Genomic DNA, 25,529 nt, shown 5'->3' on the forward strand with positions numbered 1-25,529 from the left:
CTTTTGGCACGCTGTTGAGTTCTCAAGGAACGGACGCTTCCTTCGGACCGCCTTCCAGCAGGCCCTCCGGGCGCTTCGTTCTTTCGTGTTTCCAGTTTATCAGATGTTTTCCGCTCCGTTTTCCGGAGTTTCATTCATCCGATTTCCCGAACTGGCGGGACCGCTTTCTGCGGCGACCGCCACTTTAGCGCATTCCGAGTGTTACTCGAAATTCACACTCACGCCCGGTTGACGAAAACGCCAAGGAACCCAACTGAATGGGCATCGAGGTGAGAGTGGGTCTTGCTGAGTGGGGTGGCCGCTCCAGCGACTCGTTCAACACTAGGCCACCTGGAGGACATCGTCAAACGTCGAGGGCCGGATCTGTCCAGATCCGGCCCTCAGCGCTCAAAGCCGCAGCTCAGAGCGGGTGCGTTTTCAGTCAGTCGATCAACTGGCAGGTCAGCAGACCGGTCAGCCGGCCGAGACCAGGTCCGCTGCCGCCAGGTTGCGCTTGCCACGGCGCAGCACCAGCCAGCGGCCGTGCAGCAGGTCGGCCTCGGTCGGCACCGCTTCCTCGTCCGTCACCTTGACGTTGTTGAGGTAGGCACCGCCCTCCTTGATCGTCCGGCGGGCGGCCGAGCGGCTCGGCGCCAGGCCGACGGCGACCAACAGGTCGACCACCGGCTGGAGTTCGGACACCTCGGCCTTCGGGACCTCGGCCAGGGCGGCGGCCAGGGTCGGGGCCTCCAGGTCGGCCAGGTCGCCCTGCCCGAACAGCGCCTTGGACGCGGCGACCGCGCGCTCGTACTGCTCGGCGCCGTGCACCAGCGTGGTGAGCTCCTCGGCCAGCGCGCGCTGGGCCAGGCGGGCGGCGGGGCGCTCGGCGGTCTCGCGCTCCAGCTCCTCGATCTCCTCCTTCGACCGGAAGCTGAAGATCCGCAGGAAGTTGGAGACGTCCCGGTCGTCCGCGTTCAGCCAGAACTGGTAGAAGGCGTACGGGGTGGTCAGCTCGGGGTCGAGCCAGACCGTGCCGGACTCGGTCTTGCCGAACTTGGTGCCGTCGGCCTTGACGATCAGCGGCGTGGCCAGCGCGTGCACGGACTTGCCGTCGGCCTTGCGGATCAGGTCCGTGCCGGCGGTGAGGTTGCCCCACTGGTCGCTGCCGCCGGTCTGCAGGGTACAGCCGTAGCGGCGGTTCAGCTCCAGGTAGTCCATGCCCTGGAGGATCTGGTAGCTGAACTCGGTGTAGCTGATGCCCGCGTCGGAGTTGAGCCGTCGGGCGACGGCCTCCTTGGCGATCATGTTGTTGACGCGGAAGTACTTGCCGACGTCGCGCAGCAGGCTGATGGCCGACATCCCGGAGGTCCAGTCCAGGTTGTTGACCATGCGCGCAGCGTACGGGCCCTCGAAGTCGAGGAAGCGCGAGATCTGGCCGCGCAGTCGCTCGACCCAGCCGGCCACCGTCTCCGGGTCGTTGAGCACCCGCTCCGCGGTGGGCTTCGGGTCGCCGATCAGGCCCGTGGCACCGCCGACCAGGCCGAGCGGGAGGTTCCCCGCCTGCTGGATGCGGCGCATGGTGAGGATCTGCACCAGGTTGCCGAGGTGCAGGCTGGGGGCCGTCGGGTCGAAGCCGCAATAGAACGTGACCGGGCCGTCCGCGAACGCCTTGCGCAGTGCGTCCTCGTCGGTGGACAGGGCGATCAGCCCACGCCACCGCAGCTCGTCGACGATGTCCGTCACGGTCACGCTTCTCCTTCGATCGGGCGTCCGCCGGTGCCAGCCCGATTCCGTCGGGCCCCGGGTCGGTACGACTCCAGCCTGATAGAGCCTACGCGGTCCCGGCCAGCGAGTTTCCCCCAAGGAGCGGTACCGGGCGCACGGCGCGCTCCCCCGAGTGCCTGCTCGATACCGGAAATTCCGTTGTTCGTCGGCTGTGGGCCCATTCAGAGTGGTTCCACCGCCGTGCGGCGGCAGTGACGTGTGTGGAGACGGTCGTGCCGCCGTGGCACGCCCGTGGGAAGGGTGTGCCGAGTGCGCAACACGCTGGTTCTGAACGCGAGCTACGAGCCCCTGACGACGGTGTCGCTCCAGCGCGCCGTCGTCCTGGTGCTCCAGGACAAGGCGGTGGTGGAGCAGGCACATCCGCTGCGCTCGATCCGGGGGACGGGCGTGGCCGTCCCGGTGCCACGGGTGATCAGACTGCAACGGTACGTACGGGTGCCGTTCCGACAACAGGCCCCGTGGTCGAGGCGGGGTGTCCTGGCCCGGGACCAGCACCTGTGCGCGTACTGCGGGCGCCGGGGCACCACCGTGGACCACCTGCAGCCCAAGTCGCGCGGTGGCGAGGACAGCTGGATGAACACCGTGGCCGCGTGCGCGGAGGACAACCAGCGCAAGGCCGACCGGACACCGGAGCAGGCCGGGATGAAGCTGCTGCGGCGGCCGTTCGTGCCGACGCCGCAGGCCACCCTGACGCTGGCGCTCGGCCTGCGCGGCTCGGAGGCCCGGGAGCTCGCCGACTGGCTGCCGGCGGTGCCGGGCCAGCTCCAGCCCGTCCCGGCGGCCTGACGGCGAAGCCCGATCCCACGGCCCGACCGCAAGGCCTGACCTCCGAAGGGCCTCAGCTGAAGGGCCTCAGCCCTTCGCCTGGTAGCCCGCCGCCGTGCCGAAGTTGGCCGAGTGCTCGGGTATCACGACCACCTGCCCGCCGCCGATCACGACCCGCCCGGAGACCAGCAGCGAGCCGGTGCCGGGCGGGAAGTTGCCGCCGACCGTCTCCTGGCCTCCCGCCAGCGGGAGGCGGCCGAGGCGGGCGGGCTGGTCGCGGCGCTCGTCGGCTGCCAGTACCAGCGAGCCGCCGTCGATGGCGACCGCCCGGACAGTTCCCTTGGCGGCGGTCTGTGCCTTCCAGCGCTGCTTGCCGGTGTCCAGGTCGTAGCCGACCGCGGACACCGGCCCGCCGCCGTTCGCCGGGACGAGGGTGGCGACCATTGTGCGGCCGTCGAAGAAGACGTTCGGAGTGGCCGAAAACGTACCGTGGGCGACGTCCAGTCGGCCACCGTCGGTGACCACCGGGATCTCGGCGGCCGGGTCGCCGGAGGCGCCCCAGGCGAACACCCGGTCGTCCTCGGGCTTCGCACCGGTGGTGAGCACCACGGCCGGCTCGGCGGAGAGCACCGTCACCGTCTTCGGCGAGTTGTTCAGGCCCCGCCACCAGGAGACCTTGCCGTCCGCGGTGTTCAGCGCGACGGCCTGGTCGGCAGGGGTCGAATCGGCGCAGGAGGAGGCGACCAGCACGGTCTTGCCGCTGACGCCGCCGGACAGGGTGCAGAACTTGCCCTGCCCGGTGTACTGCCACACGTCCTTGCCGTCGGCCGCGTCCCAGGCCACCGCCCGGTCGTCGCCGACCGCGATCACCTTGTCCTCGGTGACGCCGATCCGCGCGGCGTAGGCGCCCTTGGCATCCGAGAGGGTCTTGGTCCAGGCGGTCTTGCCGGTCTTGGTGTCCACGGCGGCGACCAGGGTGCAGGGGCTCTTCGGATCCGCCTGCGGCCGGAACAGGGCCGCACCCAACCCGGCCGGGTTCACAGCCGCCGACAGACCACACGGGACGGCCCCGGCCGCCGGGGGCTCGACCGACCAGGTCGGCTTGCCCGCCGTCCGGTCGTACGCGTGCACGCCGGTGCCGTCCGCCCGGACCACCGCGTCGGCCAGCAGCCAGCTGCCGGCCAGTGTGTCGTCCCCGCCGCCCTGGGTGGCGGCCACGGGCTGCGCGGACCAGGCCTTGGTGTGCGCCACCGCGAAGCCGGGCTCACCGCTGCTGGTCGCGGACGCGCTGCCGCCGCCCTCGGCGCCGACCGTCAGCGCGGCCGTGATCAGCACCCCGAGCGCGGCCACCCCGGCGCCGGCCCGCACCATCAGGGCCCGCCGGCTGGGCACGTGCTCCCCGGTCAGCACGGCTGCCCGGGCCTTCGCCACCAGCGAGGAGCCGGAGCCGCCGTCACCACCGCCGCCACGCCGAGCCGCCCGCGAGGACGTGGTGGACGTGGTGGACGCGGTGGACGCGGTGGACGCGGTGGCCCCGGCAGACCCGGCGGGCTCGGCGGGCTCAGCCGGGGACTCCTCAGCGGCCGGCTCGGCCTCCGCCGCGGGCTCCTCGATGTGCACATAGCCGTCGGCCGAGTACTCGGCGCCCGCCGGAACGTACAGCGCCTCCTCCGGCTGCTGCTGCTGAGCGGCGTACGGCGCGTACGGCTGCTGCCCGTACTCCGGGTACTGCTGCTGGTACGGCTGGTACTGCTCCTGGCCGCCGTACTGCCCCTGGCCGTAGCCGCCCTGGCCGTAACCGCTCTGGACGTACCCGCCCTCGACGTACCCGGTCTGGCCGTAGCCGCCCTGCTGGTCGTACGGCTGCTGGTCGTACTGCGGCGCCTGCTGCCACTGCCCGTGCGGCTCCGGCTGCTGCCACTGCCCCTGCGGCTGCTGCGGCTCGTAGTACCCGCCCTGGGGGTACCACTGCTGCTGGGCGTGGGCGTCCCCGAGGGGCTCCTGCGCCATCGTTACGTCCCTCCCGGCCCCCCGCCTGCCTGCCGATTGCGGCAGTCAGCATCTCACGCCCGCCCTGGCGCCCCGCCCGGGCCCTCGGCGCAGCGCAGGGGCGGGCCTCAGACCGCCGACTCGGCGCGCAAGGCCTCGTCGATGCGGGCGGCGAGGGCGAAGTCCAGGCCGGTGAGCCCGCCGGCGCTGTGGGTGGACAGCACGAAGCGCAGGGTGCGCCATCGGATGTCGATGTCGGGGTGGTGGTCGAGCGCCTCGGCCTGCTCGGCGACGGCGACCACCGCCCGGATCGCCGCCGGGAAGTCCGGGGCGTCCGCGCTGCGGACGATGCTGTCGCCCTCCCGCGCCCACTGGGGTACGGCCGCCAGGGCCGTCGTGATCTCGTCCTCGCTCAGCCGTGCCCTGCTGCTCATCGGTGCGCTCCGGGTGTCGTCGGTCGGGTGCCGGTCAGGCTGCCTTCCGGCGCGGACGGGCCACCAGCTCGCCGCCGCAGTTGGGGCAGTTGGCGGCCATGGCCTCGGTGCAGTCCGGGCAGAAGGTGCACTCGTAGGAACATATCGAGGCGGGGCCGTCGGCGGTCAGCGACACCGCGCAGCGCTCGCAGGTCTCCCGCATCTCCAGGGCCATGGCGTATTCCTCCGACTTGTGTACGGTCTGACGTTCGTTCAACTCACGAGCAGTTTGGTGACGGCCGCGAGCCCGACCACCACGATGATCCCGCGCAGCGCGGTCGGCGGCAGGCGGCGGCCGACCTTGGCGCCGAGCAGGCCGCCGACCAGTGAGCCGGCCGCGATCAGCCCGGCGGCCGTCCAGTTGACCGTCGAGGTGAACAGGAAGAACAGCGCGGCGACCCCGTTGACGATCATCGCGAGCGCGTTCTTCACCGCGTTGATCCGCTGCAGGCCCTCCTGGAGCAGCATGCCCATCAGGGCCATCAGCAGGACGCCCTGCGCGGCGCCGAAGTAGCCGCCGTAGATGCCGGTGAGGAAGACCCCGACCAGCAGCACCGGGCTGCCGTCCGGGTCCCCGCCGGGGCGGCGGCGGGCGGCGACGGCCTTGGACACCCGGGGCTGGACCACCACCAGGACGAGAGCGAGCAGGATCAGCGCCGGGACGATCGCGTCGAAGGCCCCGCTGGGCAGTTTGATCAGCAGCAGCGCGCCGATCAGCCCGCCGAGCAGCGAGGCGGTGCCCATCCGCAGCAGCCGACGGCCCTGGCCGACCAGTTCGCGGCGGTAGCCGATCACGCCGCTGAGCGAACCGGGCACCAGGCCGAAGGAGTTGGAGACGTTGGCGGTGACCGGCGGGATGCCGACGGCGAGCAGCACCGGAAACGTGATCAGGGTGCCGGAGCCGACGATCACGTTGATCATCCCGGCACCGACGCCGGCCACCAGGACGGCGAGCGCCTCCCAGAGCGTCATGTGTCACCTCTCCTCTCGGTCCTGTCCGAGGGGATCATGCCGGACCCCGCACCGGCCCGACCAGGCCCGCCCACCATTCGGGACGTACGCCACAGTGCCGGGACGCCACGGCCACACGGCCGGACAGCCGCACAACGGCACGGCTGCGGGGCCGCGCAGCCGCACGGCCACGGGGCCGGGAAACGCCGAGGGCCCGCCACCACCAGGCAGCGGGCCCTCCACCGGACACCGTCACATCACTCCGGGTCGATTCACTCCGGGTCGATCTTGCGGTACTCCCGCGCCGGGTCCACCCGGGGACGGGCGGCACCCTTCTCGACGTCCACCGGCCGCGGCCCGGCCGCCGGGTCGAGCGGCACCTGGGTGGCCGCCGGGGCCGCCGGCGGAACGCTCGGCGCCGCGACCGCGCCGCCGTTGGCACCGCCGCCGTTGCCCGTCAGGCCGGTGAAGGCGCCGCCGAGGCCCTTGAGCGCGTCGCCGACCTCGCTCGGGATGATCCAGAGCTTGTTGGAGTCGCCCTTGGCCAGCTCGGGCAGGGTCTGCAGGTACTGGTAGGCGAGCAGCTTCTGGTCGGCGTCGCCGTCGTGGATGGCCTCGAAGACCGTCCGGATCGCGGCCGCCTCACCGTCGGCGCGCAGCACCGCGGCCTGGGCCTCACCCTCGGCCCTGAGCACGTCGGCCTGCTTCTCACCCTCGGCCTTGAGGATCTGAGCCTGGCGCTGGCCCTCGGCGGTGAGGATCGCGGCGCGCTTGTCACGGTCGGCGCGCATCTGCTTCTCCATCGAGTCCTGGATGGAGGTCGGCGGCTCGATCGCCTTCAGCTCGACGCGGTTGACCCGGATGCCCCACTTGCCGGTGGCCTCGTCCAGGACACCGCGCAGGCCGGCGTTGATGACCTCGCGCGAGGTCAGGGTCGACTCCAGGTCCATCGAGCCGATGATGTTGCGCAGCGTGGTGACGGTCAGCTGCTCAATCGCCTGGATGTAGCTGGCGACCTCGTAGGTGGCCGCCCGGGGGTCGGTGACCTGGTAGTAGATGACGGTGTCGATGTTGACGACCAGGTTGTCCTGGGTGATCACCGGCTGCGGCGGGAACGGCACGACCTGCTCGCGCAGGTCGATCCGGTTGCGGACGCGGTCGATGAACGGGACGACGATGTTCAGCCCTGCGTTGAGCGTCCGGGTGTAGCGGCCGAAGCGCTCCACGATCGCGGCGCTGGCCTGCGGGATGACCTGGATCGTCTTGATCAGCGCGATGAAGGCCACCACGACCAGGACGACCAAAACGATAAGGACGGGTTCCACGGACTCTCCCCTAGACGACCAGGGCGGTCGCGCCCTGGATTTCGACGACGTCGACCTTCTGACCCGGCTGGTACACGCTGTCCGGATTGAGCGCGCGGGCTGACCAGATCTCGCCGTTGAGCTTGATCCGGCCGCCCTCTCCGTCGACGGTTTCCGCGACGACCGCGGTGGCGCCCTGGAGCGCCTCGATGCCCATCTTGATCTGCGGGCCCTTCCGCAGCTGCCGCCGGGCGATCGGGCCGACGAAGACCACCAGCCCGACCGAGACCACGACGAAGGTCAGGGTTTCGAGGACCACTCCCCCACCCAGCCCGGCCACCGCGGCGGCCGCCAGCGCACCGACCGCGAACATGGCGAACTCCGGCACCGCGGTGAGCACCAGCGGTATGCCGAGCGCCGCGGCGGCCAGGAGCCACCAGATCCAGCTGTCCACACGTCCATCCTAGGGAGCGAAGGGCCTTCGAGGCGGACAGTTCCCGCAGGTCGAGGGGCGGAAACCGGTCGCACGTGCGACCGGTTCCGACGGCCTCCCGAATGATGGACGGGCGAGGGGTGAACGGGGGGTCCGTGAGGGACGGACGGGGCCTCAGCCCAGCGGCAGGCCCTGGGCCGACCAGCGGTCGCCGTGGCGCTCCAGGGTGAGCGGCAGCCCGAAGCACTTGGAGAGGTTACGGGCGGTCAGCTCGGTGTCGATCGGACCGGCGGTGAGCACCTTGCCCTGGCGGATCATCAGGACGTGGGTGAAGCCCGGGGCGATCTCCTCGACGTGGTGGGTGACCATCGCCATGGCCGGGGCGAACTCGTCCTGGGCGAGCGCGCCGAGCCGGCGGACCAGGTCCTCGCGGCCGCCGAGGTCCAGGCCGGCGGCGGGCTCGTCGAGCAGCAGCAGCTCGGGGTCGGTCATCAGGGCGCGGGCGATCAGGGTGCGCTTGCGCTCACCCTCGGAGAGGGTGCCGAACTTGCGGCCGGTGAGGTTGGCCATGCCCATGCGGTCGAGCAGGGCGAGGGCGCGGGCCTCGTCGGACTGCTCGTAGGTCTCCTGCCAGCTGACCGTCATGCCGTAGGCGGCGGTGAGCACGGTCTGCAGCACGGTCTGCTCGGCCGGCAGCTTGTCGAACATGGCGGCACCGGCCAGGCCGATCCGGGAGCGCAGCTCGAAGACGTCGATCTCGCCCAGCTTCTCGCCCAGCACCGAGACCTTGCCCGAGGTCGGGAACAGGTACGAGGAGGCGATCTGCAGCAGGGTGGTCTTGCCGGCGCCGTTCGGGCCCAGGATGACCCAGCGCTCACCCTCGGAGATGGACCACGAGACCTGGTCGACCAGCGCGCGCCCCTCCCGGACCACGGATACGTCCACCAGCTCCAGCACGTCGCTCATGCCTACGCCTTCCCCAATACACAAAAATCTCGGCCGTCGATGCGGGCGGCGAGCCTACTCCGGCAGCCGGTGGGCACGGGGTGGGTGCGCCGCACACGCATGGGCAAACCTACGCCACGCGGATGACCGCCGATTCCGTAGGCTGGCTGGATGCTCGCGACTCCCGCCGACAATCCGTACGAAGAGCCCCGTTCGGGGCGGCTGACCGCCTGGGGCAACGCCCTGCTCAGCGGCCTGGTGCCGCCCGACGACGCCGCCGCGGCCGTGCTGGGCGCGGACGAGAGCCACCGGGTCACCGGGCTGCCCGGGGACGAACCGGGCGAGCAGCACGGGCTGACCTGGGCGCTGGGCCGGCTGCGGGTGCTCGGGGTGAAGGGCCTGCGCCTGGCGCTGCCCTCCACCGGGCACCCGCTGGGGCTGACCGGCCCGGCGGCCTTCAACGAGCGCGCCATGGCGGCGGGCGAGGCGGTGCTCGCGGTGGGCGTGCCGCTCGCTCTGGTGCCGGAGATCACGGTGTACGGCCCGGAAGGGGACCGCTCGGCCACCGTGCTGTGGCGCTGCGCCGAGGTCAACGACACCCCGCCGGCCGACGTGCCCTCGCTGCACGAGGCCGAGCGCGAGCTCGCGGACGGGCTGCGCGAGGCGACCGTCCTACTCACCCGGCTCGACGTGGCCGGTGCCGGGCCGGAGGCGCTGCGCGCGCTGGAGGCCTACCGCCGCCGCGGCCACACCGAACTGCTCGCCCCCGGCTACCCGCCGCGGGCGGTCCGGGTGTTGGAGTCGGCCCGCCAGGTGTCCGCCCTGCTGTCGATCGCCTCGGGCGGCCACGGCGCGGCCGTCAGCGCCTCCGAGATGGCCGCGCGTCAGTCCGTCCTGGCGCCGCTGCGGCGCACCGCCCGCCGGGCCCAGGTGGCCGCGTACAACGCCCTGGTGGACGAGCGCGAGGACCGCTGAGCCACGCCTGAGCCACGGCCCTACCCGCGCGTCTCGCCGTTGCGGACGGCCCACAGCGCGGCCTGGGTGCGGTCCGCGAGGTCCAGCTTCATCAGGATGTTGGAGACGTGGGTCTTCACCGTCTTCTCCGACAGGTGCAGGCTGCGGGCGATCTCCCGGTTGGAACGGCCGTCGGCAATGTGGCCGAGCACCTCGCGCTCGCGCTCGGTGAGGGTGCCGCCGCGGCCCTGCGGGGCGCGCGGGCCGTCGTCGGAGAGCAGCGCCTCGGCCAGCTCGGGCTGGAGCAGCACGTGTCCGGCGTGCACCGAGCGGATCGCGCCGGCCAGCGCCTCCGGGTCCACGTCCTTGTAGACGTACCCGGCGGCGCCGGCCCGCAGCGCGGGGACCATCGTGCGGTGCTCGGTGAAGCTGGTGACGATCAGGATCCGGGCCCGGCTGCCCTCGTCCTTGAGCGTGCGCAGCGCCTCGATGCCGTCGACGCCGGGCATCTTGAGGTCCATCAGGACGACGTCCGGGTCGAGTTCGCGAGCGCGGTCGACGCCCTCGGCCCCGTCGGCGGCCTCCCCGACCACCTCGATGTCGTCCTGGACCTCAAGGAAGGTGCGCAGTCCGCGGCGGACCACCTGGTGGTCGTCGACCAGCAGGACGCGGATCGACGGCGTGCTCTCAGGCACCGGGGACCTCCATCTCGACGAGCGTCCCCTTGCCGGGGGCGGACTCCAGGGTGAGCGTGCCGCCGACGGCGGCCGCGCGGTCGCGCATCGAGGCCAGGCCGAGGTGGCGGCCGGCCCGGCGGACGGATTCGGGGTCGAAGCCGCGCCCGTCGTCGCGCACCCGCAGCAGGGCGCCGCGCGCGGGCGTCCCGGCCAGGGTGACGGTGACCCGGCGGGCGCCGGAGTGGCGCAGCGCGTTGTGCAGCGCCTCCTGGGCGACCCGCAGCAGGGCGGCCTCCTGGGCGGGCGGCAGGGCGCGCACGCCGTCGGCGGCGAAGGCGACATCGGCGGTGTGGGCCCGGTCGAGGACCTGCACCTGGGAGGCGAGGGTGGCGCTCAGCCCGTCCTCCTCCAGGGCGGCCGGGCGCAGTTCGACCACGACGGCGCGCAGTTCGTCGGCGGCCTCGGCGGCGAGCCGGGCGACCTCGGCGAGTTCGGCGCGGGCCCGGGCCGGGTCGCGGTCGACGAGCTTGGCGGCGGCGTTGGCGGTCAGTCGCAGCGAGAAGAGCTTCTGCGAGACGGCGTCGTGCAGGTCGTGGGCGATCCGGGCGCGTTCGCCGGCCAGGGTGAGCTCGCGGCTGCGCTCGTACAGGCGGGCGTTGGAGAGCGCGAGGGAGGCGTGGGCGGCGAGGATCCGCAGCAGTTCCTCGTCGTGGTCGGTGAACAGGCCGCCACCGCGCTTGTTGGCGAGGAAGATGACGCCCATCACCTGGGGTTCGTCCTCGGCGGCCTCGCCGTCCAGGACGGGCATGCCGAGGAAGGCGTCCATCTCGGGGTGGGCCGCGGGCCAGCCCTCGAAGGCGGGGGCCTTGCGGACGTCGGTGAGCCGGGTGGGGCCGGTCTCGTGCAGCATCTCGGCGAGCACGCCGTGCTGACGGGGCAGCGGGCCGATCGCCCGCCACTGCTCGTCGGTGACGCCGTCGACCACGAACTGGGCGAAGCCGCCGTGGTCGTCGGGCACGCCGAGGGCCGCGTACTCGGCGCCGAGCAGGTCCCGGGCGGAGGCGGTGATGCGGCGCAGCACCTCGCGGACCTCCAGGTGGCGGCTCATCGCGAGCAGCGCCTGGCTGACGGCCTCGATGCCGGTCAGCGGGTCGCAGAGGGCCTCGACGGCGGCCGGCGGGTCGCAGGCGGGCAGTGGGCCGGCGGGGGTCCGGTGGTCACCGGTCGTGCTGGGCATACCGCCAAACTACCGCCGCCGCGGACACCGCCGCGTCCGTCCCCGGCCGCGCCGGACGCAGGTCCGGGGGCCTAGGCCGCTGGGCCCTCCCGCCCCTTGGGCGAGCGGGCGAGTAACGCCGAAGGGCGGCCCTCCCCTCGTGGGGAGAGCCGCCCTTGAGAGCGAAGGCCGTCAGCCCTTCTGCATGACCTCCGGCTCGTGCCGGCGCTGCAGCCGGGTCACGATCACGCCGATCACGACCGAGATGGCGATCAGCACGCCCGCGTCGATCGCCCACTGGGCGACGCTGTGGTCCCACAACGGGTCGTAGTTCGGGTTCTGGAAGTCCTTGTTCCAGGGGCCCATGAGGTGCGACAGGTCGAGCGTGGTGGAGACGATGCCGGTGCCCCAGCGGGCCGGCATCAGCCAGGCGACCTGCTCCAGACCGGGCTTGCCGAAGATCTGGAAGAGGCAGCCGGTGAAGACGACCTGGACGATGGCGAACATGACCAGCAGCGGCATGGTCTTCTCGGCGGTCTTCACCAGCGCGGAGATCATCAGGCCGAACATCATCGCGGCGAAGCTCAGCAGGATCATGCCGATGGTCATCTCGATGATCGGCAGGTTCTTGACGATCAGGCCGTGCGCGGGGAGCTTGCGCGGCAGGAAGCCGACGGCGGAGATGATCGCGCCCTGGATCACGCTGAAGATGCCCAGCACGATGATCTTGGACATCATGTACGCCGAGCGGGACAGGCCGGTCGCCCGTTCCCGTTCGTAGATCGCCCGCTCCTTGATCAACTCGCGGACGGAGTTGGCCGCTCCGGAGAAGCAGGCGCCGATCGCCAGGATCAGCATGATCGTCGCGGCGCCGTTGTTGAGGTGGAGCTGGGTCTTCGGGTTGGGCGCGAGCCCCGGTTCGTTGGGGATCAGCACGCTGACCGCGCCGATGACCGCGGGCAGCAGCACCGACAGCGCCAGGAAGCCGCGGTCCGAGGCGAGCACCGACATGTAGCGGCGCATCAGGGTCCACAGCTGCGAGCCCCAGCTCTGCGGCTTGGGCGGCTTGACGGCCTCCTGGGCCACCTGCACGTGCTGCACCTCGCCCGCCTCGACGGTCGGGGCGGAGTACTGCTGGTAGTGCACGGAGCCCCGGTAGCGGCCGGCCCAGTCGTGGTCCGGGTAGTTCTCGAAGGCCTGGAAGACGTCCGCCCAGGTCTCGTACCCGAAGAAGTGCAGCGCCTCGTCCGGCGGGCCGAAGTAGGCCACCGAGCCGCCCGGCGCCATCACCAGCAGCCGGTCGCAGAGCGCGAGTTCGGCCACCGAGTGGGTGACGACCAGGATCGTGCGGCCGTCGTCGGCCAGGCCGCGCAGCATCTGCATGACCTCGCGGTCCATGCCCGGGTCGAGGCCCGAGGTGGGCTCGTCCAGAAAGATCAGCGAGGGCTTGGTGAGCAGCTCCAGGGCGACCGAGACGCGCTTCTGCTGGCCGCCGGAGAGCGCGGTGATCTTGTTGTCGGCGCGCTTGTCCAGGCGCAGCTCGTACAGCACCTCGTCGATCCGGGCGTCGCGCTCCTTCGCCTCGGTGTCGCCGGGGAAGCGCAGCCGAGCCGCGTACTTGAGGCCCTTTCGGACGGTGAGCTCGCGGTGCAGGATCTCCGACTGCGGCACCAGGCCGATGCGGGAGCGGAGCTCGGCGAACTGCTTGTAGAGGTTGCGGCCGTCGTACAGCACCTCGCCGCGGTCGGCCGGGCGGTAGCCGGTGAGGGCGCGCAGCAGCGTCGACTTGCCGGAGCCGGACGGGCCGATGACCGCGACCAGGGACTTCTCCGGGACGCCGAAGCTGACGTCGTTGAGCAGGATCTTCTTGGCGCCCTTGTGCTCGACCTCGACGGTCAGGTGGCGGGCGGAGAAGGAGACCGCGCCGGTGTCGACGAACTCCTGCAGCTGGTCGCCCACCAGGACGAAGCTGGAGTGGCCGACGGTCAGCCGGTCCTGCGGGCCCATCAGCTGACGCTGCACCGGCTGGCCGTTGAGGAAGATGCCGTTGTGGCTGCCGAGGTCGACGATCTCGTAGCGGCCGTCCGGCAGCTGGCGCAGCTCGGCGTGGTGGCGGGAGACCTGGAGGTCGGACACCACGATGTCGTTGTCCAGCGCACGACCGATCCTGACGGTGCGCATGGCCGAGGTCAGGTTGCGGATCATCGTGGGCTGCGGGGTGCCGCCACCGCCGTGCTGCGGCGGGGCCTGAAAGCCCTGCTGCTGCGGGAAGCCACCGTGCTCGGGCTGCGGCGCGTACTGCTGCTGCGGCACGAACTGCTGCTGCGGCGGCTGGGGTTGCTGGCCCGGCCAGGCCTGCTGCTGGTACGGGTCCTGCCCCGGCCAGGCCTGCTGCGGCGCGGGCTGGTGGGGCGTCGGGACGGGGCCGCGGGCCGTCGCGGCGTCGTGCACCGGCGAGGGCTGCGGGGCGGCCGCGGCCACGGGCGCCGAGAAGGCGAGTCGGGGGCCGTTCTCCGGGTTGCCCAGGTTGACCACGGCACCGGGGAACAGCTGGGCCTGCATGGTGCGGGCGCCGGCCACGTACGTGCCGTTGGTGCTGCCGTGGTCGTCCAGCAGCCAACCGCTGCCGTTGAAGCTGATCGTCCCGTGCTGCCAGGAGACCCTGGCGTCGTCGAACGGGAAGTCCGACTGCGGATTGCGCCCGATGGTGTAGGACCGCCCGGGCTCCAGAGTCCGCTGCTGTCCGTTGATATCAATGACGAGTTGCGGCACTCTCGCCTGCCCCGCTCTCTCGGTTCCCCCGAATTGTGGCCCCCGCCCGGGGGTGCGCTGTTCCTCTGACTGACGGGGGGAATCATTCCAGCCCGCCGTCCGCCGATGAAAGTCACCCCGGGTGACTGTGACCAGGCTGCTACCGGAACCGGGGCGCACCGTGTCCCGCGAGGTGGGACGGGTACCCGCCGCCCGAGGGCCGACGGGTAGCGTGGGACTCACCATGAACGCATCGCCCTTGGCCGCTGAGCCCCTCCCCGCCGCCCAGCCCCGGACCGCGGACGAGCGCACCCTGCTCGTCAAGGTGTTCGGCAAGGACCGCCCCGGCATCACCGCCGGCCTCTTCGCCACCCTGGCCGGCTTCGGCGTCGACGTGATCGACATCGAGCAGGTCGTCACCCGCGGCCGCATCACGCTGTGCGCCCTGGTCACCCCGCCCCACGCGCCCGGCGCGGAGGGCGGCCTGCGGGCCACCGTGCACCGCTGGGCGGACGAGCAGAAGCTCCAGGCCGAGATCCTCTCCGGCATCGGCGACAACCGGCCGCGCCGCGAGGGCCGTTCGCACGTGACGGTGCTCGGCAACCCGCTGACCGCCTCCGCCGTCTCCGCGCTGACCTCCCGGATCACCGCGGCGGGCGGCAACATCGACCGTGTCTTCCGCCTCGCCAAGTACCCGGTGACGGCGGTCGAGCTGGCCGTCTCGGGTGTGGCCACCGAGGAGTTGCGGGCCGAGCTGGCCCAGGAGGCGGCCGCCCAGCGGGTGGACGTCGCGGTGGTGGCGGCCGGGCTGGAGCGCCGGGCCAAGCGCCTGGTGGTGATGGACGTGGACTCCACGCTGATCCAGGACGAGGTGATCGAGCTGTTCGCCGCCCACGCGGGCTGCGAGGAGCAGGTCGCCGAGGTGACGGCGGCGGCGATGCGCGGCGAGCTGGACTTCGCCGAGTCGCTGCGGGCCCGGGTGGCGCTGCTGGCGGGGCTGGACGCCTCGGTGACGGACAAGGTCCGCGCGGAGGTCCGGCTCACCCCGGGCGCGCGCACCCTGATCCGTACCCTGCAGCGGCTGGGCTTCCAGGTCGCGGTGGTCTCCGGCGGGTTCACCCAGGTCACCGACCACCTGGTGGAGCTGCTGGGGCTGGACTTCGCGGCCGCCAACACCCTGGAGGTGGTGGACGGGAAGTTCACCGGCCGGGTGGTCGGCGAGATCGTGGACCGGGCCGGGAAGGCCCGCTGGCTGGCCCGCTTCGCCGAGCAGGCGAAGGTGCCGCTGGAGCAGACGGTGGCGATCGGCGACGGCGCCAACGACCTGGACATGCTGAACGCGGCCGGGCTCGGGGTGGCGTTCAACGCCAAGCCGGTGGTGCGCGAGGCCGCCGACACCGCGGTGAACGTGCCGTTCCTGGACACCGTGCTCTACCTGCTGGGCATCACCCGCGAGGAGGTCGAGGCGGCCGACGTGCACGACGGCACCCCGACCGAGTAGGGCCTGCGGACGTGAACGAGGGGCGTGCGGATCCGATCCACGCGCCCCTCGCGTGCGTTCCGGACCTCAGTCCTGCGGCGTGTGGTACGAGACCAGCTGGGCCACGCCCGGCTCGACGCCCTTCCAGGAGCCGGAGAAGCTGAGCACCGCGACCGCCGCCGTCGGGAACCCGCCCATGCGCAGCCGCTCCAGCGCGTCCCGGTCGCCCGCGTCCCCGGCCAGCACCTGGGTCAGGCCCAGCACCCCGGGGTTGTGGCCGACCAGCACCACGTCCGCGTACTCCTCCGGGGTCTCCTGGAGCACGGCGATGATCTCGCCCGGACTGGCCTCGTAGATCCGCTCCTCGTAGACGGTCCTGCGGGCCCGCTTGGGCAGCTCGTGCGCGGCCAGCTTCCACGTCTCGCGGGCGCGCAGGGCGGTGGAGCAGAGCACGAATTCGGGGTTGATCCCGGAATCGGCCATCCAGCGGCCGGCGTCCGGGGCCTGGTGGCGGCCCCGGTCGGCCAGCGGCCGCTCGTGGTCGTCCACGCCGTTCGGCCAGTCGGCCTTGGCATGGCGGAGAACGATGATCCTGCGGGGCGTTTCGGCGCTCATACCCAGCAAGCTTGGCAGAAAAGCCGCCCGGGGGCGCGACGCTCCCGTTGCCGCCACTCCCGGGGGTGGCGGGTACCACCGTGCCCCGTTCGCCAGGGCGTCACCGGGAGGACGGCGGTGGTACGGGCGGTGGTCAGCCCATCCGGGCGGCGATGGTGGCGAGGACCGCCACCAGCACCACGATGCCGGCGAAGGCGAAGGCGATACGGCCGAGCTGCTTGCGGCCGTCGGTGGGATTCGGGTCGAGAACGGGCATGTCCGGAATTCTCCCACCTCGAACACGCCCGCCGATCCCCGGCCCCACCGCTTTGGTCAGGCCTTGACCTTCAGCGTCAGGCCTTGACCTTCACCATCAGGCCTTGGCCTTCACCATCAGGCCGTGACTTTCGCCGCCGGGTGGACCGCCTCGTCCTCGATGTGCCGGGCCCGGGCCGCGCGCAGTCCGAACAGCATCTGCGGCACCAGCAGCAGCGCCAGGAAGCCCAGCGGCCAGTACCACTCACCGGTGACCTGGTAGATCCGGCCGATCAGGATCGGGCCCGGGATGGAGATCAGGTAGCCGACGCCCTGGGCGAAGGCGGACAGCTGCGCCACCCCGCCCGCGGTCCGGGCGCGCAGCCCGATCATGGTCAGCACCAGCGGGAAGGCGCAGTTGGACAGGCCCACCAGGACCGCCCAGACCCACGGCGCCCCGGCCGGGGCGAGCGCCAGGCCGGCGTACCCGGCGATGCCGCAGGAGGCCAGCACCACCACGAACAGCCGCTGGTCGCCGCGCCGGGCCGCCAGATTGGGCAGCACGAAGGAGACCGGCACGCCGATCACCATGGTGACCGCGAGCAGCACCCCGGAGGTGCCCTTGTCGACGCCGGAGTCCTGGAAGATCTTCGGCAGCCAGCCCATCACCACGTACGCGCCGGTGGCCTGGAGGCCGAAGAAGCAGGCCATCGCCCAGGCCGTACGGCTGCGGGTGATCGGCAGCTTGGCGGGGGCCGCGGCGCCGTCGGCGTGCTCGCCGCGCTCGCGCTTGGCGATCAGCACCGGCAGCCAGAGCACCAGGGCGAGCGCGCCCAGGGCGGCCCAGATGCCCAGGCCGTAGCGCCAGTCGCCGCCCAGTGCGCTGGTCAGCGGCACGGTGACGGCGGCGGCCAGCGCGGTGCCGGCGGACAGCGCCATGGAGTACAGGCCGATCATCGGCCCGACCTTCTCCGGGAAGTACCGCTTGATCACCACCGGCAGCAGCACGTTGGAGACCGCCACACCGGCCAGGGCGAGCGCGGTGAGCAGCAGGAACACCGCGGTGCCGCCGGCGAAGGAGCGCGCCAGCACCCCCGCCGTGATCGCGCCCATCCCGGCCGTGATCACCGCGATCGGCCCGATCCGGCGGGCCGCCGTGGGCGCGGCGAAGCCGAACAGCCCGAAGCACAGCGACGGGACGGCGGTGAGCAGCCCGGCGAGCGTCGGGTTCATCCCGAGGTCGGTGCGGACCTGGTCGAGCAGCGGCCCGAGGCTGGTGACCACGGGGCGCAGGTTGAAGGCGGCGGCGGCGATCGCGACGACGAACAGCCAGCCGAGGTACTTGGCGGGGGCGGCGGGCCGCTCGGTCTGCGGCCCGGCCTCGGTTCGTCGGGAGGTGGTGGTATCTGCTGCGGGAGGCATGGAGGTCATCATAGAATGATGGGATGAATTGACGCACCTTGGAATTGGCATGATGTGCCGATCGTTCATCCACCGGCCACTTCCCCCGGGCCCACCCACCCCGTAGCCGCAAGGAGTCCCCGTGGCGCTGTCATCGCCGAGGCGCACCCCGCTGTCCGACCAGGTGATCGCGCAGTTGCGCGCCCAGATCACCTCCGGGGAGTGGCCCGTCGGCTCGCGCATCCCCACCGAGGCCGCGCTGGTCGAACAGCTGGGGGTGGCCCGCAACACCGTCCGTGAGGCCGTCCGCGCCCTCGCCCACAACGGGCTGCTCGACATCCGGCAGGGCTCCGGCACCTACGTGCTCGCCACCAGCGAGCTGGCCGGGGTGATGCACCGCCGCTTCGCCGACGCCGACCAGGCGCAGGTCGCCGAGCTGCGTGCGGCACTGGAGACCTCCGCGGCGGGCCTGGCCGCCGTCCGCCGCACCGCGCGTGACCTCGGCCTGCTGGACGCCGCGCTCGGCCGCCGCGAGGCCGCCTGGCACTCCGGCGACGCCGAGGACTTCGTCCAGGCCGACGCCGCCTTCCACCAGGCCGTGGTCGCCGCCGCCCACAACGACGTGCTGCTCGCCGTCTACGCCGACCTCGGCGAGGTCACCCGCGCGCACCTGCGCAACGACGTCGGCCCCGAGCTGATCGCCGAGCGCTACATCGGCCACGACACCATCCTGGACGCCATCCGGGCCGGCGACGCCCAGCGCGCCTCGGTCGAGGCCGGCCGCGCCATCGGCGCCTGCGCCACCGCCGAGGCGTGAGCGGCTGTGACTCGCCCGCAAGGGAAACGCCGCTGCCCGGCACCCCCGTGGAGGGGGTGCCGGGCAGCGGCGACCTGAAGCGAATCAGGCTCCAGCAGATCAGGCGCCGATGGCGTGCAGACCGCCGTCGACGTGGATGATCTCGCCAGTGGTCTTCGGGAACCAGTCCGACAGCAGCGCGACGATGGCGCGGCCGGCCGGCTCCGGGTCGCTCAGGTCCCACTTCAGCGGGGAGCGGTGGTTCCAGGTGTCGGCCAGGTCGCCGAAGCCCGGGATGGACTTGGCGGCCATCGAGCCGAGCGGGCCGGCCGAGACCAGGTTGCAGCGGATGTCCCGCGGGCCCAGGTAACGGGCCAGGTAGCGGCTGGTCGACTCCAGGGCGGCCTTGGCCGGGCCCATCCAGTCGTACTGCGGCCAGGCGAACTGGGCGTCGAAGGTCAGGCCGACCACCGAGCCGCCGTCCTGCATCAGCGGCATCAGCGCCATGGTCAGCGACTTCAGCGAGTACGCCGAGACGTGCATCGCGGTGGCCACGGACTCCCACGGGGTGTCCAGGAAGTTGCCGCCCAGCGCGTCCTGCGGCGCGAAGCCGATCGAGTGGACGATGCCGTCCAGGGTCGGCAGGGTCTCGCGGACCTGGTCGGCGATGCCCGCCAGGTCCTCCGCGCTGGAGACGTCGAGCGACAGCACCTTGACCGGCTTCGGCAGCTTCTTGGCGATCCGCTCGGTCAGGCTCGGGCGCGGGAAGGCGGTGAGGATGATCTCCGCGCCCTGCTCCTGCGCGAGCTTGGCGGCGTGGAAGGCGATGGAGGACTCCATCAGCACGCCGGTGATCAGGATCCGCTTGCCTTCGAGGATTCCACTCATGATCAGTGACCCATGCCCAATCCGCCGTCGACGGGAATGACGGCTCCGGTGATGTACGCGGCCTCGTCCGACCCGAGGAACCGCACGGTGGAGGCGACCTCGGCGGGCGCCGCGTAGCGGCCCAGCGGCACGCCCGAGACGATCTCCGCGCGGCGCTCGTCGGTGAGCACGGCGGTCATGTCGGTGTCCACGAAGCCGGGGGCCACCACGTTGACGGTGATGTTGCGCGGGCCGAGCTCGCGCGCCAGCGACCGGGCGAAGCCGACCAGGCCGGCCTTGGAGGCGGCGTAGTTCGCCTGGCCCGGCGAGCCGGACAGGCCCACCACGGAGGAGATCAGCACCACGCGGCCCTTCTTGGCCCGCATCATCAGCTTCGAGGCGCGCTTGACCACGCGGAAGGTGCCGGTCAGGTTGGTGTCCAGGACGGAGGTGAAGTCCTCCTCGGACATCCGCAGCAGCAGGGTGTCGTGGGTGATGCCCGCGTTGGCGACGAGCACCTCGACCGCGCCGTGCTTCTGCTCGATCTCGGTGAAGGCGGCGTCGACCTGCGCGGCGTCCGTGATGTCGCAGCGCACCGCGAGGACGTCGTACTTCACCAGGGCCTCGGGCACCTCACCCGAACGGCTGGTGATGGCCACCTTGTCGCCCGCTTCGGCGAAGGCCTGGGCGATCGCGAGGCCGATGCCCCGGTTTCCTCCGGTGACGAGAACCGAGCGGCTCAACGATCCACCTCTCTCCGTGTGTGAGCACGTACGTCGGAATGCGTACGCAGTGTGACGCTATCGGGCGCCCGGCGGTGTCGGCGCATCGGGCTCCCACAGCGCCGCACCAGAGGAACTGTCGCAATCCGACAATCCGCACCCGCAGCACCCGGCACTCCCTCCGACGACCCGCAGGCCGGGGCACCGCCCCGATCGGGGTGACCGTGCGGGAACACCACGGACGGGCGCACCCGTTGCCCCCGTGGTGTGGACCGACCGGGACCCCGTACCCTTCCCCGAACAGTCCCGGCGAGGAACGAACGAAGGCAGGGCGCATGACCAAGGCACGGCCCGGGAGCACCCACCGACGCGGACGACTGCTCGCGCTGACCGCCCTGGCGGCGGGCCTGGGCGCGACCGCCTGGTCGCTGCGCGACCTGCCGGCGGCGTTCGGGCGACGCCCGGACGGCGAGCGCGAGGAGCGGGTGCGCAACTCCCCGCAGTACCGCGACGGCGTCTTCCACAACGCGCCCTCGACACTCGCCCGCACGACCGGCGCCCCCGGCGTCGACCCCGCCACCGTCCGCCGGATGATGTTCGAGCGCACCGGCCGCGTCCCCGCCCACCCGGTGCCCACCGTCCGCCCCGCCGCGACCGGCCCGGCCGCCGAGGGCGTGGAGATCACCTGGTACGGGCACGCCTCCGCGCTGGTGGAGATCGAGGGCTCCCGCGTGCTGCTCGACCCGATCTGGAGCGACCGCTGCTCCCCCTCCGCGCACGTCGGCCCCAAGCGGCTGCACCCGGTGCCGGTCGAGCTGGAGGAGCTGCCGCCGGTCGACGCCGTGCTGATCTCGCACGACCACTACGACCACCTCGACATGGCCACCGTCAAGCGCCTGGTGCGCAGCCAGTCCGCGCCCTTCGCGGTGCCGCTCGGCATCGGCGGCCACCTGCGCCGCTGGGGCGTCCCGGAGCACCGGATCATCGAGCTGGACTGGGACGAGACCTGCACCCTGGGCGAGCTGGTGGTCACCCTCACCTCCGCGCACCACTTCTCCGGCCGCGGCCTGACCCGCAACACCACCCTGTGGGGCTCCTGGGTGATCGCCGGCCCCACCCGCAAGGTCTTCTACACCGGCGACTCCGGCTACTTCGAGGGCTACGGCCGGATCGGGGAGCAGCACGGCCCCTTCGACGCCGCGCTGGTGCAGATCGGCGCCTACGACGCGGCCTGGGCGGACATCCACATGACCCCCGAGGACGCCGTCCTCGCCCACCGCGACCTCAACGCCGGGCTGCTGGTGCCGGTCCACTGGTGCACCTTCAACCTGGGCCTGCACCCGTGGGCCGAACCGATCGAGCGGCTGCTCAAGGAGGCCAAGGCCCAGGCCGTCCCGCTGGCCGTGCCGCGCCCCGGCGAGCGGGTCGACGTGGACAACCCTCCGGAGCTGGACGGCTGGTGGGAGTCCGTCTCCTGACGGCCCGGTAGGAGACGTCGGCCGAAACCGCGGCGCACGGGTCGAAATGCGCTGGCCGGAAACCCGGTGGACGGGAAATGATGCGGTACGGGCGCCCCTGTGGGCACCCGCACCGTCACCCTCCGCGACCTGGGAGCCCGATTGCCTCCGATCCCTCCGGCCGTCAGCGCCGGCGCCCCGACCGGGCGCGCCGTCGATCCGCTGTTCCTCGCCCTCCCGCTGCGCACCCTGGCCGACGCCGCCCTCACCCGGGCCCGTGAACTCGGCGCGAGCCACGCCGACTTCCGCCTGGAGCGGGTCCGCAGCGCCTCCTGGCGGCTGCGCGACGCCCGCCCGGCCGGCACCTCCGACAGCGTGCAGCTCGGCTTCGCCGTCCGCGTCCTGCTGGACGGCGCCTGGGGCTTCGCCGCCGGGGTGGACCTGACCCCCGACGCCGCGGCGAAGGTCGCCGCGCAGGCCGTCGCGGTGGCCCGCCTGTCCGGCGGGATCAGCCGGGCGGCCGGCTCCACCGAGCGGGTCGAGCTGGCCGACGAGCCCGTCCACCGGGACGTCACCTGGGTCTCCGCGTACGAGGTCAACCCCTTCGAGGTGCCGGACGCCGAGAAGACCGCCCTGCTCGCCGAGCGCAGCTCCCGGCTGCTGGCCGCCGAGGGCGTCTCGCACGTCCAGGCGGCCCTGCTGACCGTCCAGGAGAACAAGTTCTACGCGGACACCGCGGGCACCATGACGACCCAGCAGCGGATCCGGCTCCACTCCGACCTGGAGGCCACCTCGGTCGACGAGCGCACCGGCGCCTTCGACTCGATGCGCACCCTGGCCCCGCCGGTCGGCCGCGGCTACGAGTACGTCACCGGCACCGAGTGGGACTGGGACGCGGAGATCGCCGAACTGCCCGTCCTGCTGGCGGAGAAGATGAAGGCCCCGAGCGTCCGGGCGGGCCGCTACGACCTGGTCATCGACCCGTCCAACCTCTGGCTGACCATCCACGAATCGATCGGCCACGCCACCGAGCTGGACCGCGCGCTCGGCTACGAGGCCGCCTACGCGGGCACCTCCTTCGCCACCTTCGACCAGCTCGGCACGCTCGAGTACGGCTCCGGGCTGATGCACGTCACCGGCGACCGCACCGCCGAGCACGGTCTGTCCACCATCGGCTACGACGACGAGGGCGTGGCCACCCAGTCCTGGGACCTGATCAAGGACGGCGTCCTGGTCGGCTACCAACTCGACCGCGGCATGGCCAAGTTGAAGGGCTTCGAACGCTCCAACGGCTGCGCCTTCGCGGACTCCCCGGCGCACGTCCCGGTGCAGCGGATGGCCAACGTCTCGCTCCAGCCCGCCGCCGACGGCCCGGACACCGAGGGCCTGTTCGCCGAGGTGGAGAACGGCCTGTACATCGTCGGCGACCGCTCCTGGTCGATCGACATGCAGCGCTACAACTTCCAGTTCACCGGCCAGCGCGCCTACGCCATCAAGAACGGCGAACTCGCGGGCCAGGTCAAGGACTTCGCCTACCAGGCCACCACCACCGACTTCTGGGGCTCGATGGCGGCGGTCGGCGGCCCGCAGACGTACGTCCTCGGCGGCGCCTTCAACTGCGGCAAGGCGCAGCCCGGCCAGATCGCGGCGGTCAGCCACGGCTGCCCGTCGGCGCTGTTCCGCAACGTCAACGTGCTCAACACCCAGCAGGAGGCGGGTCACTGATGACCGCGATGCAGCCCCACGAACTCGTCGAGCTGGCACTCGGCCTCTCCCGCGCCGACGGCTGCGTGGTGATCGCCGACGAGGAGTCCACCGCCAACCTGCGCTGGGCCGGCAACGCGCTGACCACCAACGGGGTCACCCGCGGCCGCCGCCTCACCGTGATCGCCACCGTGGCCGGCGCCGAGGGCACCGCCTCCGGCGTGGTCTCCCGCGAGGCCGTCGCCGCCGAGGACGTCGAGGGCCTGGTCCGGGCCGCCGAGGACGCCGCCCGCGCGGCCGGCCCGGCCGAGGACGCCCAGCCGCTGGTCGTCGACCAGCCGCCCTCCCCGCACTTCACCCAGCCGCCCGCGGAGACCTCCATCGAGGTGTTCGACGCCTTCGGCCCGGCCCTCGGCGAGGCCTTCGCCCGCGCCGCCGCGCAGGGCGAGCTGCTGTACGGCTTCGCCCGGCACGAGATCACCACCAGCTACCTGGGCAGCTCCACCGGCCTGCGGCTGCGCCACGACCAGCCCACCGGCATGGTCGAGATCAACGCCAAGACCGCCGACCTGTCCGGCTCGGCCTGGATCGGCGCCGCCACCCAGGACTTCACCGACATCGACGTCGAGGCCCTGCACACCGAGCTGACCAAGCGCCTCGGCTGGGGCGCCCGCAAGGTCGACCTGCCGGCCGGGCGGTACGAGACGCTGCTGCCGCCCTCGGCCGTCGCCGACCTGATGGTGTACCTCCACTGGTCCTCCGGCGGCCGGGACGCCCACGAGGGGCGGACCGTCTTCTCCAAGCCCGGCGGGGGCACCCGGATCGGCGACAAGCTCGCCGGCCTGCCGCTGACGCTGCGCTCCGACCCGCGCGAGGCGGGCCTGGAGGCCGCCCCGTTCGTGCTGGCGCACCGCAGCGGCGGCGACGTCTCGGTCTTCGACAACGGCGCGCCGATCAACGCCACCGACTGGATCCGCGAGGGCGTGCTGACCGAGCTGATCACCAGCCGCCACGCGGCCGGCCTCACCGGCCTGCCGCTGCGCCCGGCGATCGACAACCTGGTACTGGAGACGGCCGACCAGGAGTCCGCGCCGACCCTGGACGAGATGATCGCCCGCACCGAGCGCGGCCTGCTGCTCACCTGCCTCTGGTACATCCGCGAGGTGGACCCGGCGACGCTGCTGCTCACCGGCCTCACCCGGGACGGCGTGTACCTGGTGGAGAACGGCGAGGTGGTCGGCGCGGTCAACAACTTCCGGTTCAACGAGTCCCCGGTCGACCTGCTCGGCCGGATCACCGAGGTGGGCCGCACCGAACGCTGCCTGCCCCGCGAGTGGAGCGACTACTTCACCCGCACCGCGATGCCACCCGTGCGTGTCGCGGACTTCAACATGAGTTCGGTCAGCCAGGCCTCTTAGCAACTGACCAACGGGGGGATACGAGAGACATGATGGACGAGAAGCGGCTGGTCAGGACGAGCAAGATGCTGTCGCGCATCCTGCGGCACGAGCCGGAGCTGGTGGGGATCACGCTGGACGGGTCCGGCTGGGTCGGGATCGACGTGCTGCTCGCCGCCCTCGAGGCGAAGGGCAGGCCGGTCACCCGGGCCGAGCTCGACCACGTGGTGGCCACCAACAACAAGCGCCGCTTCGGCTACTCGCCGGACGGTCTCTCGATCCGCGCCAACCAGGGCCACACGGTGGCGGTCGACCTCGGCCTGACCGCCGCCGTGCCGCCGCACGTGCTGTACCACGGCACCGCCGACCGCCACCTGGCGTCGATCTTCCGCGAGGGCCTGCGCCCGATGGCCCGCCAGGACGTACACCTGTCGGCGGACACCGAGACCGCGACCCGGGTCGGCGCCCGGCACGGCCGCCCGGTGGTGCTGACCGTGAACGCGGCCGCGATGGCGGCGGCCGGCCACGAGTTCCGGCTCAGCGAGAACGGCGTCTGGCTCACCGACGCCGTCCCCCCGCAGTACCTCTCCCGTCGCTCCTAGCCGCTCCTGCCGCCGGACGGCTCCCCTATCAC

25 protein-coding genes are annotated in these 25,529 nt (G+C 72.3%); 9 read left to right on the plus strand and 16 right to left on the minus strand.

The features are described from left to right. On the plus strand, positions 1 to 232 hold a 232-nt coding region (locus ACZ3UD_RS28410), incomplete at its 5' end, for a hypothetical protein (RefSeq protein ID WP_465593641.1). Between the two features lie 221 nt (positions 233 to 453). Here the strand turns inward: ACZ3UD_RS28410 and tyrS are convergent. Then, positions 454 to 1,722 carry a tyrosine--tRNA ligase gene (tyrS, locus tag ACZ3UD_RS28415; RefSeq protein WP_465593916.1) on the minus strand — a complete coding sequence of 423 codons (1,269 nt, stop codon included), beginning with the start codon at positions 1,720 to 1,722 and terminating at the stop codon, positions 454 to 456. 291 nt (positions 1,723 to 2,013) lie between these two features. On the opposite strand from tyrS, the gene ACZ3UD_RS28420 reads away from it, so the two are divergent. Next, positions 2,014 to 2,550, plus strand: a complete 537-nt coding sequence (locus ACZ3UD_RS28420) for an HNH endonuclease (protein WP_465593644.1) — start codon at positions 2,014 to 2,016, stop codon at positions 2,548 to 2,550. Positions 2,551 to 2,616: 66 nt separating this feature from the next. Here the strand turns inward: ACZ3UD_RS28420 and ACZ3UD_RS28425 are convergent, their stop codons facing one another. The 7 genes from ACZ3UD_RS28425 to ACZ3UD_RS28455 form a co-directional block, all read right to left on the minus strand. Then, on the minus strand, positions 2,617 to 4,539 hold the full coding sequence (locus ACZ3UD_RS28425; RefSeq protein ID WP_465593647.1) for an outer membrane protein assembly factor BamB family protein: 1,923 nt from the start codon (positions 4,537 to 4,539) through the stop codon (positions 2,617 to 2,619). A 107-nt stretch (positions 4,540 to 4,646) separates the two neighbouring features. Next, complete coding sequence (locus tag ACZ3UD_RS28430) at positions 4,647 to 4,952, minus strand: 4a-hydroxytetrahydrobiopterin dehydratase (protein WP_465593650.1); 306 nt, start codon at positions 4,950 to 4,952, stop codon at positions 4,647 to 4,649. Between the two features lie 34 nt (positions 4,953 to 4,986). Next, the gene (locus tag ACZ3UD_RS28435; protein WP_465593919.1) at positions 4,987 to 5,166 is read right to left on the minus strand and encodes a DUF1272 domain-containing protein; all 180 of its coding nucleotides are present in this window, start codon (positions 5,164 to 5,166) and stop codon (positions 4,987 to 4,989) included. A gap of 38 nt (positions 5,167 to 5,204) precedes the next feature. Continuing rightward, positions 5,205 to 5,963, minus strand: a complete 759-nt coding sequence (locus ACZ3UD_RS28440) for a sulfite exporter TauE/SafE family protein (RefSeq protein WP_465593653.1) — start codon at positions 5,961 to 5,963, stop codon at positions 5,205 to 5,207. Positions 5,964 to 6,214: 251 nt separating this feature from the next. Continuing rightward, on the minus strand, positions 6,215 to 7,267 hold the full coding sequence (locus ACZ3UD_RS28445) for an SPFH domain-containing protein (protein ID WP_402953204.1): 1,053 nt from the start codon (positions 7,265 to 7,267) through the stop codon (positions 6,215 to 6,217). Positions 7,268 to 7,277: 10 nt separating this feature from the next. After that, positions 7,278 to 7,700, minus strand: a complete 423-nt coding sequence (locus ACZ3UD_RS28450) for an NfeD family protein (RefSeq protein WP_465593657.1) — start codon at positions 7,698 to 7,700, stop codon at positions 7,278 to 7,280. Positions 7,701 to 7,853: 153 nt separating this feature from the next. Next, positions 7,854 to 8,645, minus strand: a complete 792-nt coding sequence (locus tag ACZ3UD_RS28455) for an ABC transporter ATP-binding protein (RefSeq protein WP_380616129.1) — start codon at positions 8,643 to 8,645, stop codon at positions 7,854 to 7,856. 150 nt (positions 8,646 to 8,795) lie between these two features. On the opposite strand from ACZ3UD_RS28455, the gene ACZ3UD_RS28460 reads away from it, so the two are divergent. After that, a complete protein-coding gene (locus ACZ3UD_RS28460; protein ID WP_465593662.1) occupies positions 8,796 to 9,599 on the plus strand; it encodes a hypothetical protein in 804 nt (267 codons plus the stop codon). Positions 9,600 to 9,619: 20 nt separating this feature from the next. Here the strand turns inward: ACZ3UD_RS28460 and ACZ3UD_RS28465 are convergent, their stop codons facing one another. The 3 genes from ACZ3UD_RS28465 to ACZ3UD_RS28475 form a co-directional block, all read right to left on the minus strand. Continuing rightward, positions 9,620 to 10,273, minus strand: coding sequence for a response regulator (locus ACZ3UD_RS28465; RefSeq protein WP_380616127.1), 654 nt, complete (start codon positions 10,271 to 10,273; stop codon positions 9,620 to 9,622). Beyond that, entirely contained in the window at positions 10,266 to 11,363 is a 1,098-nt protein-coding gene (locus tag ACZ3UD_RS28470) for a GAF domain-containing sensor histidine kinase (RefSeq protein WP_465593922.1), read from the minus strand. The genes ACZ3UD_RS28465 and ACZ3UD_RS28470 overlap by 8 nt, the downstream gene beginning before the upstream one ends. A 300-nt stretch (positions 11,364 to 11,663) precedes the next feature. Then, positions 11,664 to 14,243: an FHA domain-containing protein gene (locus ACZ3UD_RS28475; protein ID WP_465593665.1), complete on the minus strand. Its 2,580-nt coding sequence runs from the start codon at positions 14,241 to 14,243 to the stop codon at positions 11,664 to 11,666. Positions 14,244 to 14,466: 223 nt separating this feature from the next. Between ACZ3UD_RS28475 and serB the strand changes: the two genes are divergently transcribed. Then, positions 14,467 to 15,723: a phosphoserine phosphatase SerB gene (serB, locus tag ACZ3UD_RS28480; protein ID WP_465593668.1), complete on the plus strand. Its 1,257-nt coding sequence runs from the start codon at positions 14,467 to 14,469 to the stop codon at positions 15,721 to 15,723. Between the two features lie 66 nt (positions 15,724 to 15,789). Here the strand turns inward: serB and ACZ3UD_RS28485 are convergent, their stop codons facing one another. The 3 genes from ACZ3UD_RS28485 to ACZ3UD_RS28495 all read right to left on the minus strand — a co-directional run bounded on the left by ACZ3UD_RS28485 (position 15,790) and on the right by ACZ3UD_RS28495 (position 17,973). Then, positions 15,790 to 16,317 carry a SixA phosphatase family protein gene (locus ACZ3UD_RS28485; protein WP_465593671.1) on the minus strand — a complete coding sequence of 176 codons (528 nt, stop codon included), beginning with the start codon at positions 16,315 to 16,317 and terminating at the stop codon, positions 15,790 to 15,792. A gap of 133 nt (positions 16,318 to 16,450) precedes the next feature. Then, positions 16,451 to 16,573 (minus strand): SGM_5486 family transporter-associated protein, encoded by a 123-nt coding sequence (locus tag ACZ3UD_RS28490; RefSeq protein ID WP_465593674.1) that lies wholly within the window; start codon positions 16,571 to 16,573, stop codon positions 16,451 to 16,453. A gap of 116 nt (positions 16,574 to 16,689) precedes the next feature. Beyond that, entirely contained in the window at positions 16,690 to 17,973 is a 1,284-nt protein-coding gene (locus ACZ3UD_RS28495; protein ID WP_465593677.1) for a CynX/NimT family MFS transporter, read from the minus strand. 121 nt (positions 17,974 to 18,094) lie between these two features. On the opposite strand from ACZ3UD_RS28495, the gene ACZ3UD_RS28500 reads away from it, so the two are divergent. Continuing rightward, a complete protein-coding gene (locus ACZ3UD_RS28500; RefSeq protein WP_393035407.1) occupies positions 18,095 to 18,769 on the plus strand; it encodes a FadR/GntR family transcriptional regulator in 675 nt (224 codons plus the stop codon). A gap of 99 nt (positions 18,770 to 18,868) precedes the next feature. On the opposite strand, the gene fabI is transcribed toward ACZ3UD_RS28500, so the two are convergent. Both fabI and fabG read right to left on the minus strand, forming a co-directional pair. Next, positions 18,869 to 19,636 carry an enoyl-ACP reductase FabI gene (gene fabI / locus ACZ3UD_RS28505; protein ID WP_465593681.1) on the minus strand — a complete coding sequence of 256 codons (768 nt, stop codon included), beginning with the start codon at positions 19,634 to 19,636 and terminating at the stop codon, positions 18,869 to 18,871. Positions 19,637 to 19,638: 2 nt separating this feature from the next. Then, a complete protein-coding gene (fabG, locus tag ACZ3UD_RS28510; RefSeq protein ID WP_387627481.1) occupies positions 19,639 to 20,358 on the minus strand; it encodes a 3-oxoacyl-[acyl-carrier-protein] reductase in 720 nt (239 codons plus the stop codon). Between the two features lie 314 nt (positions 20,359 to 20,672). On the opposite strand from fabG, the gene ACZ3UD_RS28515 reads away from it, so the two are divergent. The 4 genes from ACZ3UD_RS28515 (at position 20,673) to ACZ3UD_RS28530 (ending at position 25,497) form a co-directional block, all read left to right on the plus strand. Then, positions 20,673 to 21,815 (plus strand): MBL fold metallo-hydrolase, encoded by a 1,143-nt coding sequence (locus tag ACZ3UD_RS28515; protein WP_465593684.1) that lies wholly within the window; start codon positions 20,673 to 20,675, stop codon positions 21,813 to 21,815. A 141-nt stretch (positions 21,816 to 21,956) separates the two neighbouring features. Then, positions 21,957 to 23,519, plus strand: coding sequence for a TldD/PmbA family protein (locus ACZ3UD_RS28520; RefSeq protein WP_465593687.1), 1,563 nt, complete (start codon positions 21,957 to 21,959; stop codon positions 23,517 to 23,519). Next, complete coding sequence (locus tag ACZ3UD_RS28525) at positions 23,519 to 24,916, plus strand: metallopeptidase TldD-related protein (protein WP_465593690.1); 1,398 nt, start codon at positions 23,519 to 23,521, stop codon at positions 24,914 to 24,916. The genes ACZ3UD_RS28520 and ACZ3UD_RS28525 overlap by 1 nt, the downstream gene beginning before the upstream one ends. Before the next feature lie 32 nt (positions 24,917 to 24,948). Beyond that, positions 24,949 to 25,497 carry an RNA 2'-phosphotransferase gene (locus tag ACZ3UD_RS28530; RefSeq protein ID WP_465593925.1) on the plus strand — a complete coding sequence of 183 codons (549 nt, stop codon included), beginning with the start codon at positions 24,949 to 24,951 and terminating at the stop codon, positions 25,495 to 25,497. Positions 25,498 to 25,529: the final 32 nt, after the last annotated feature.

This window comes from Kitasatospora sp. NPDC023118 (genome assembly GCF_055560875.1).

Coding starts and splice junctions, on each gene's coding strand:
- serB (WP_465593668.1), top strand. CDS start 14,467: ATGAACGCATCGCCCTTGGCCGCTGAGCCCCTCCCCGCCGCCCAGCCC.
- ACZ3UD_RS28430 (WP_465593650.1), bottom strand. CDS start 4,952: ATGAGCAGCAGGGCACGGCTGAGCGAGGACGAGATCACGACGGCCCTG.
- ACZ3UD_RS28425 (WP_465593647.1), bottom strand. CDS start 4,539: ATGGCGCAGGAGCCCCTCGGGGACGCCCACGCCCAGCAGCAGTGGTAC.
- ACZ3UD_RS28455 (WP_380616129.1), bottom strand. CDS start 8,645: ATGAGCGACGTGCTGGAGCTGGTGGACGTATCCGTGGTCCGGGAGGGG.
- ACZ3UD_RS28470 (WP_465593922.1), bottom strand. CDS start 11,363: ATGAGCCGCCACCTGGAGGTCCGCGAGGTGCTGCGCCGCATCACCGCC.
- fabI (WP_465593681.1), bottom strand. CDS start 19,636: ATGAGTGGAATCCTCGAAGGCAAGCGGATCCTGATCACCGGCGTGCTG.
- ACZ3UD_RS28495 (WP_465593677.1), bottom strand. CDS start 17,973: ATGCCTCCCGCAGCAGATACCACCACCTCCCGACGAACCGAGGCCGGG.
- ACZ3UD_RS28525 (WP_465593690.1), top strand. CDS start 23,519: ATGACCGCGATGCAGCCCCACGAACTCGTCGAGCTGGCACTCGGCCTC.
- ACZ3UD_RS28440 (WP_465593653.1), bottom strand. CDS start 5,963: ATGACGCTCTGGGAGGCGCTCGCCGTCCTGGTGGCCGGCGTCGGTGCC.
- ACZ3UD_RS28515 (WP_465593684.1), top strand. CDS start 20,673: ATGACCAAGGCACGGCCCGGGAGCACCCACCGACGCGGACGACTGCTC.
- ACZ3UD_RS28530 (WP_465593925.1), top strand. CDS start 24,949: ATGGACGAGAAGCGGCTGGTCAGGACGAGCAAGATGCTGTCGCGCATC.
- ACZ3UD_RS28490 (WP_465593674.1), bottom strand. CDS start 16,573: ATGCCCGTTCTCGACCCGAATCCCACCGACGGCCGCAAGCAGCTCGGC.
- ACZ3UD_RS28435 (WP_465593919.1), bottom strand. CDS start 5,166: ATGGCCCTGGAGATGCGGGAGACCTGCGAGCGCTGCGCGGTGTCGCTG.
- ACZ3UD_RS28485 (WP_465593671.1), bottom strand. CDS start 16,317: ATGAGCGCCGAAACGCCCCGCAGGATCATCGTTCTCCGCCATGCCAAG.
- ACZ3UD_RS28460 (WP_465593662.1), top strand. CDS start 8,796: ATGCTCGCGACTCCCGCCGACAATCCGTACGAAGAGCCCCGTTCGGGG.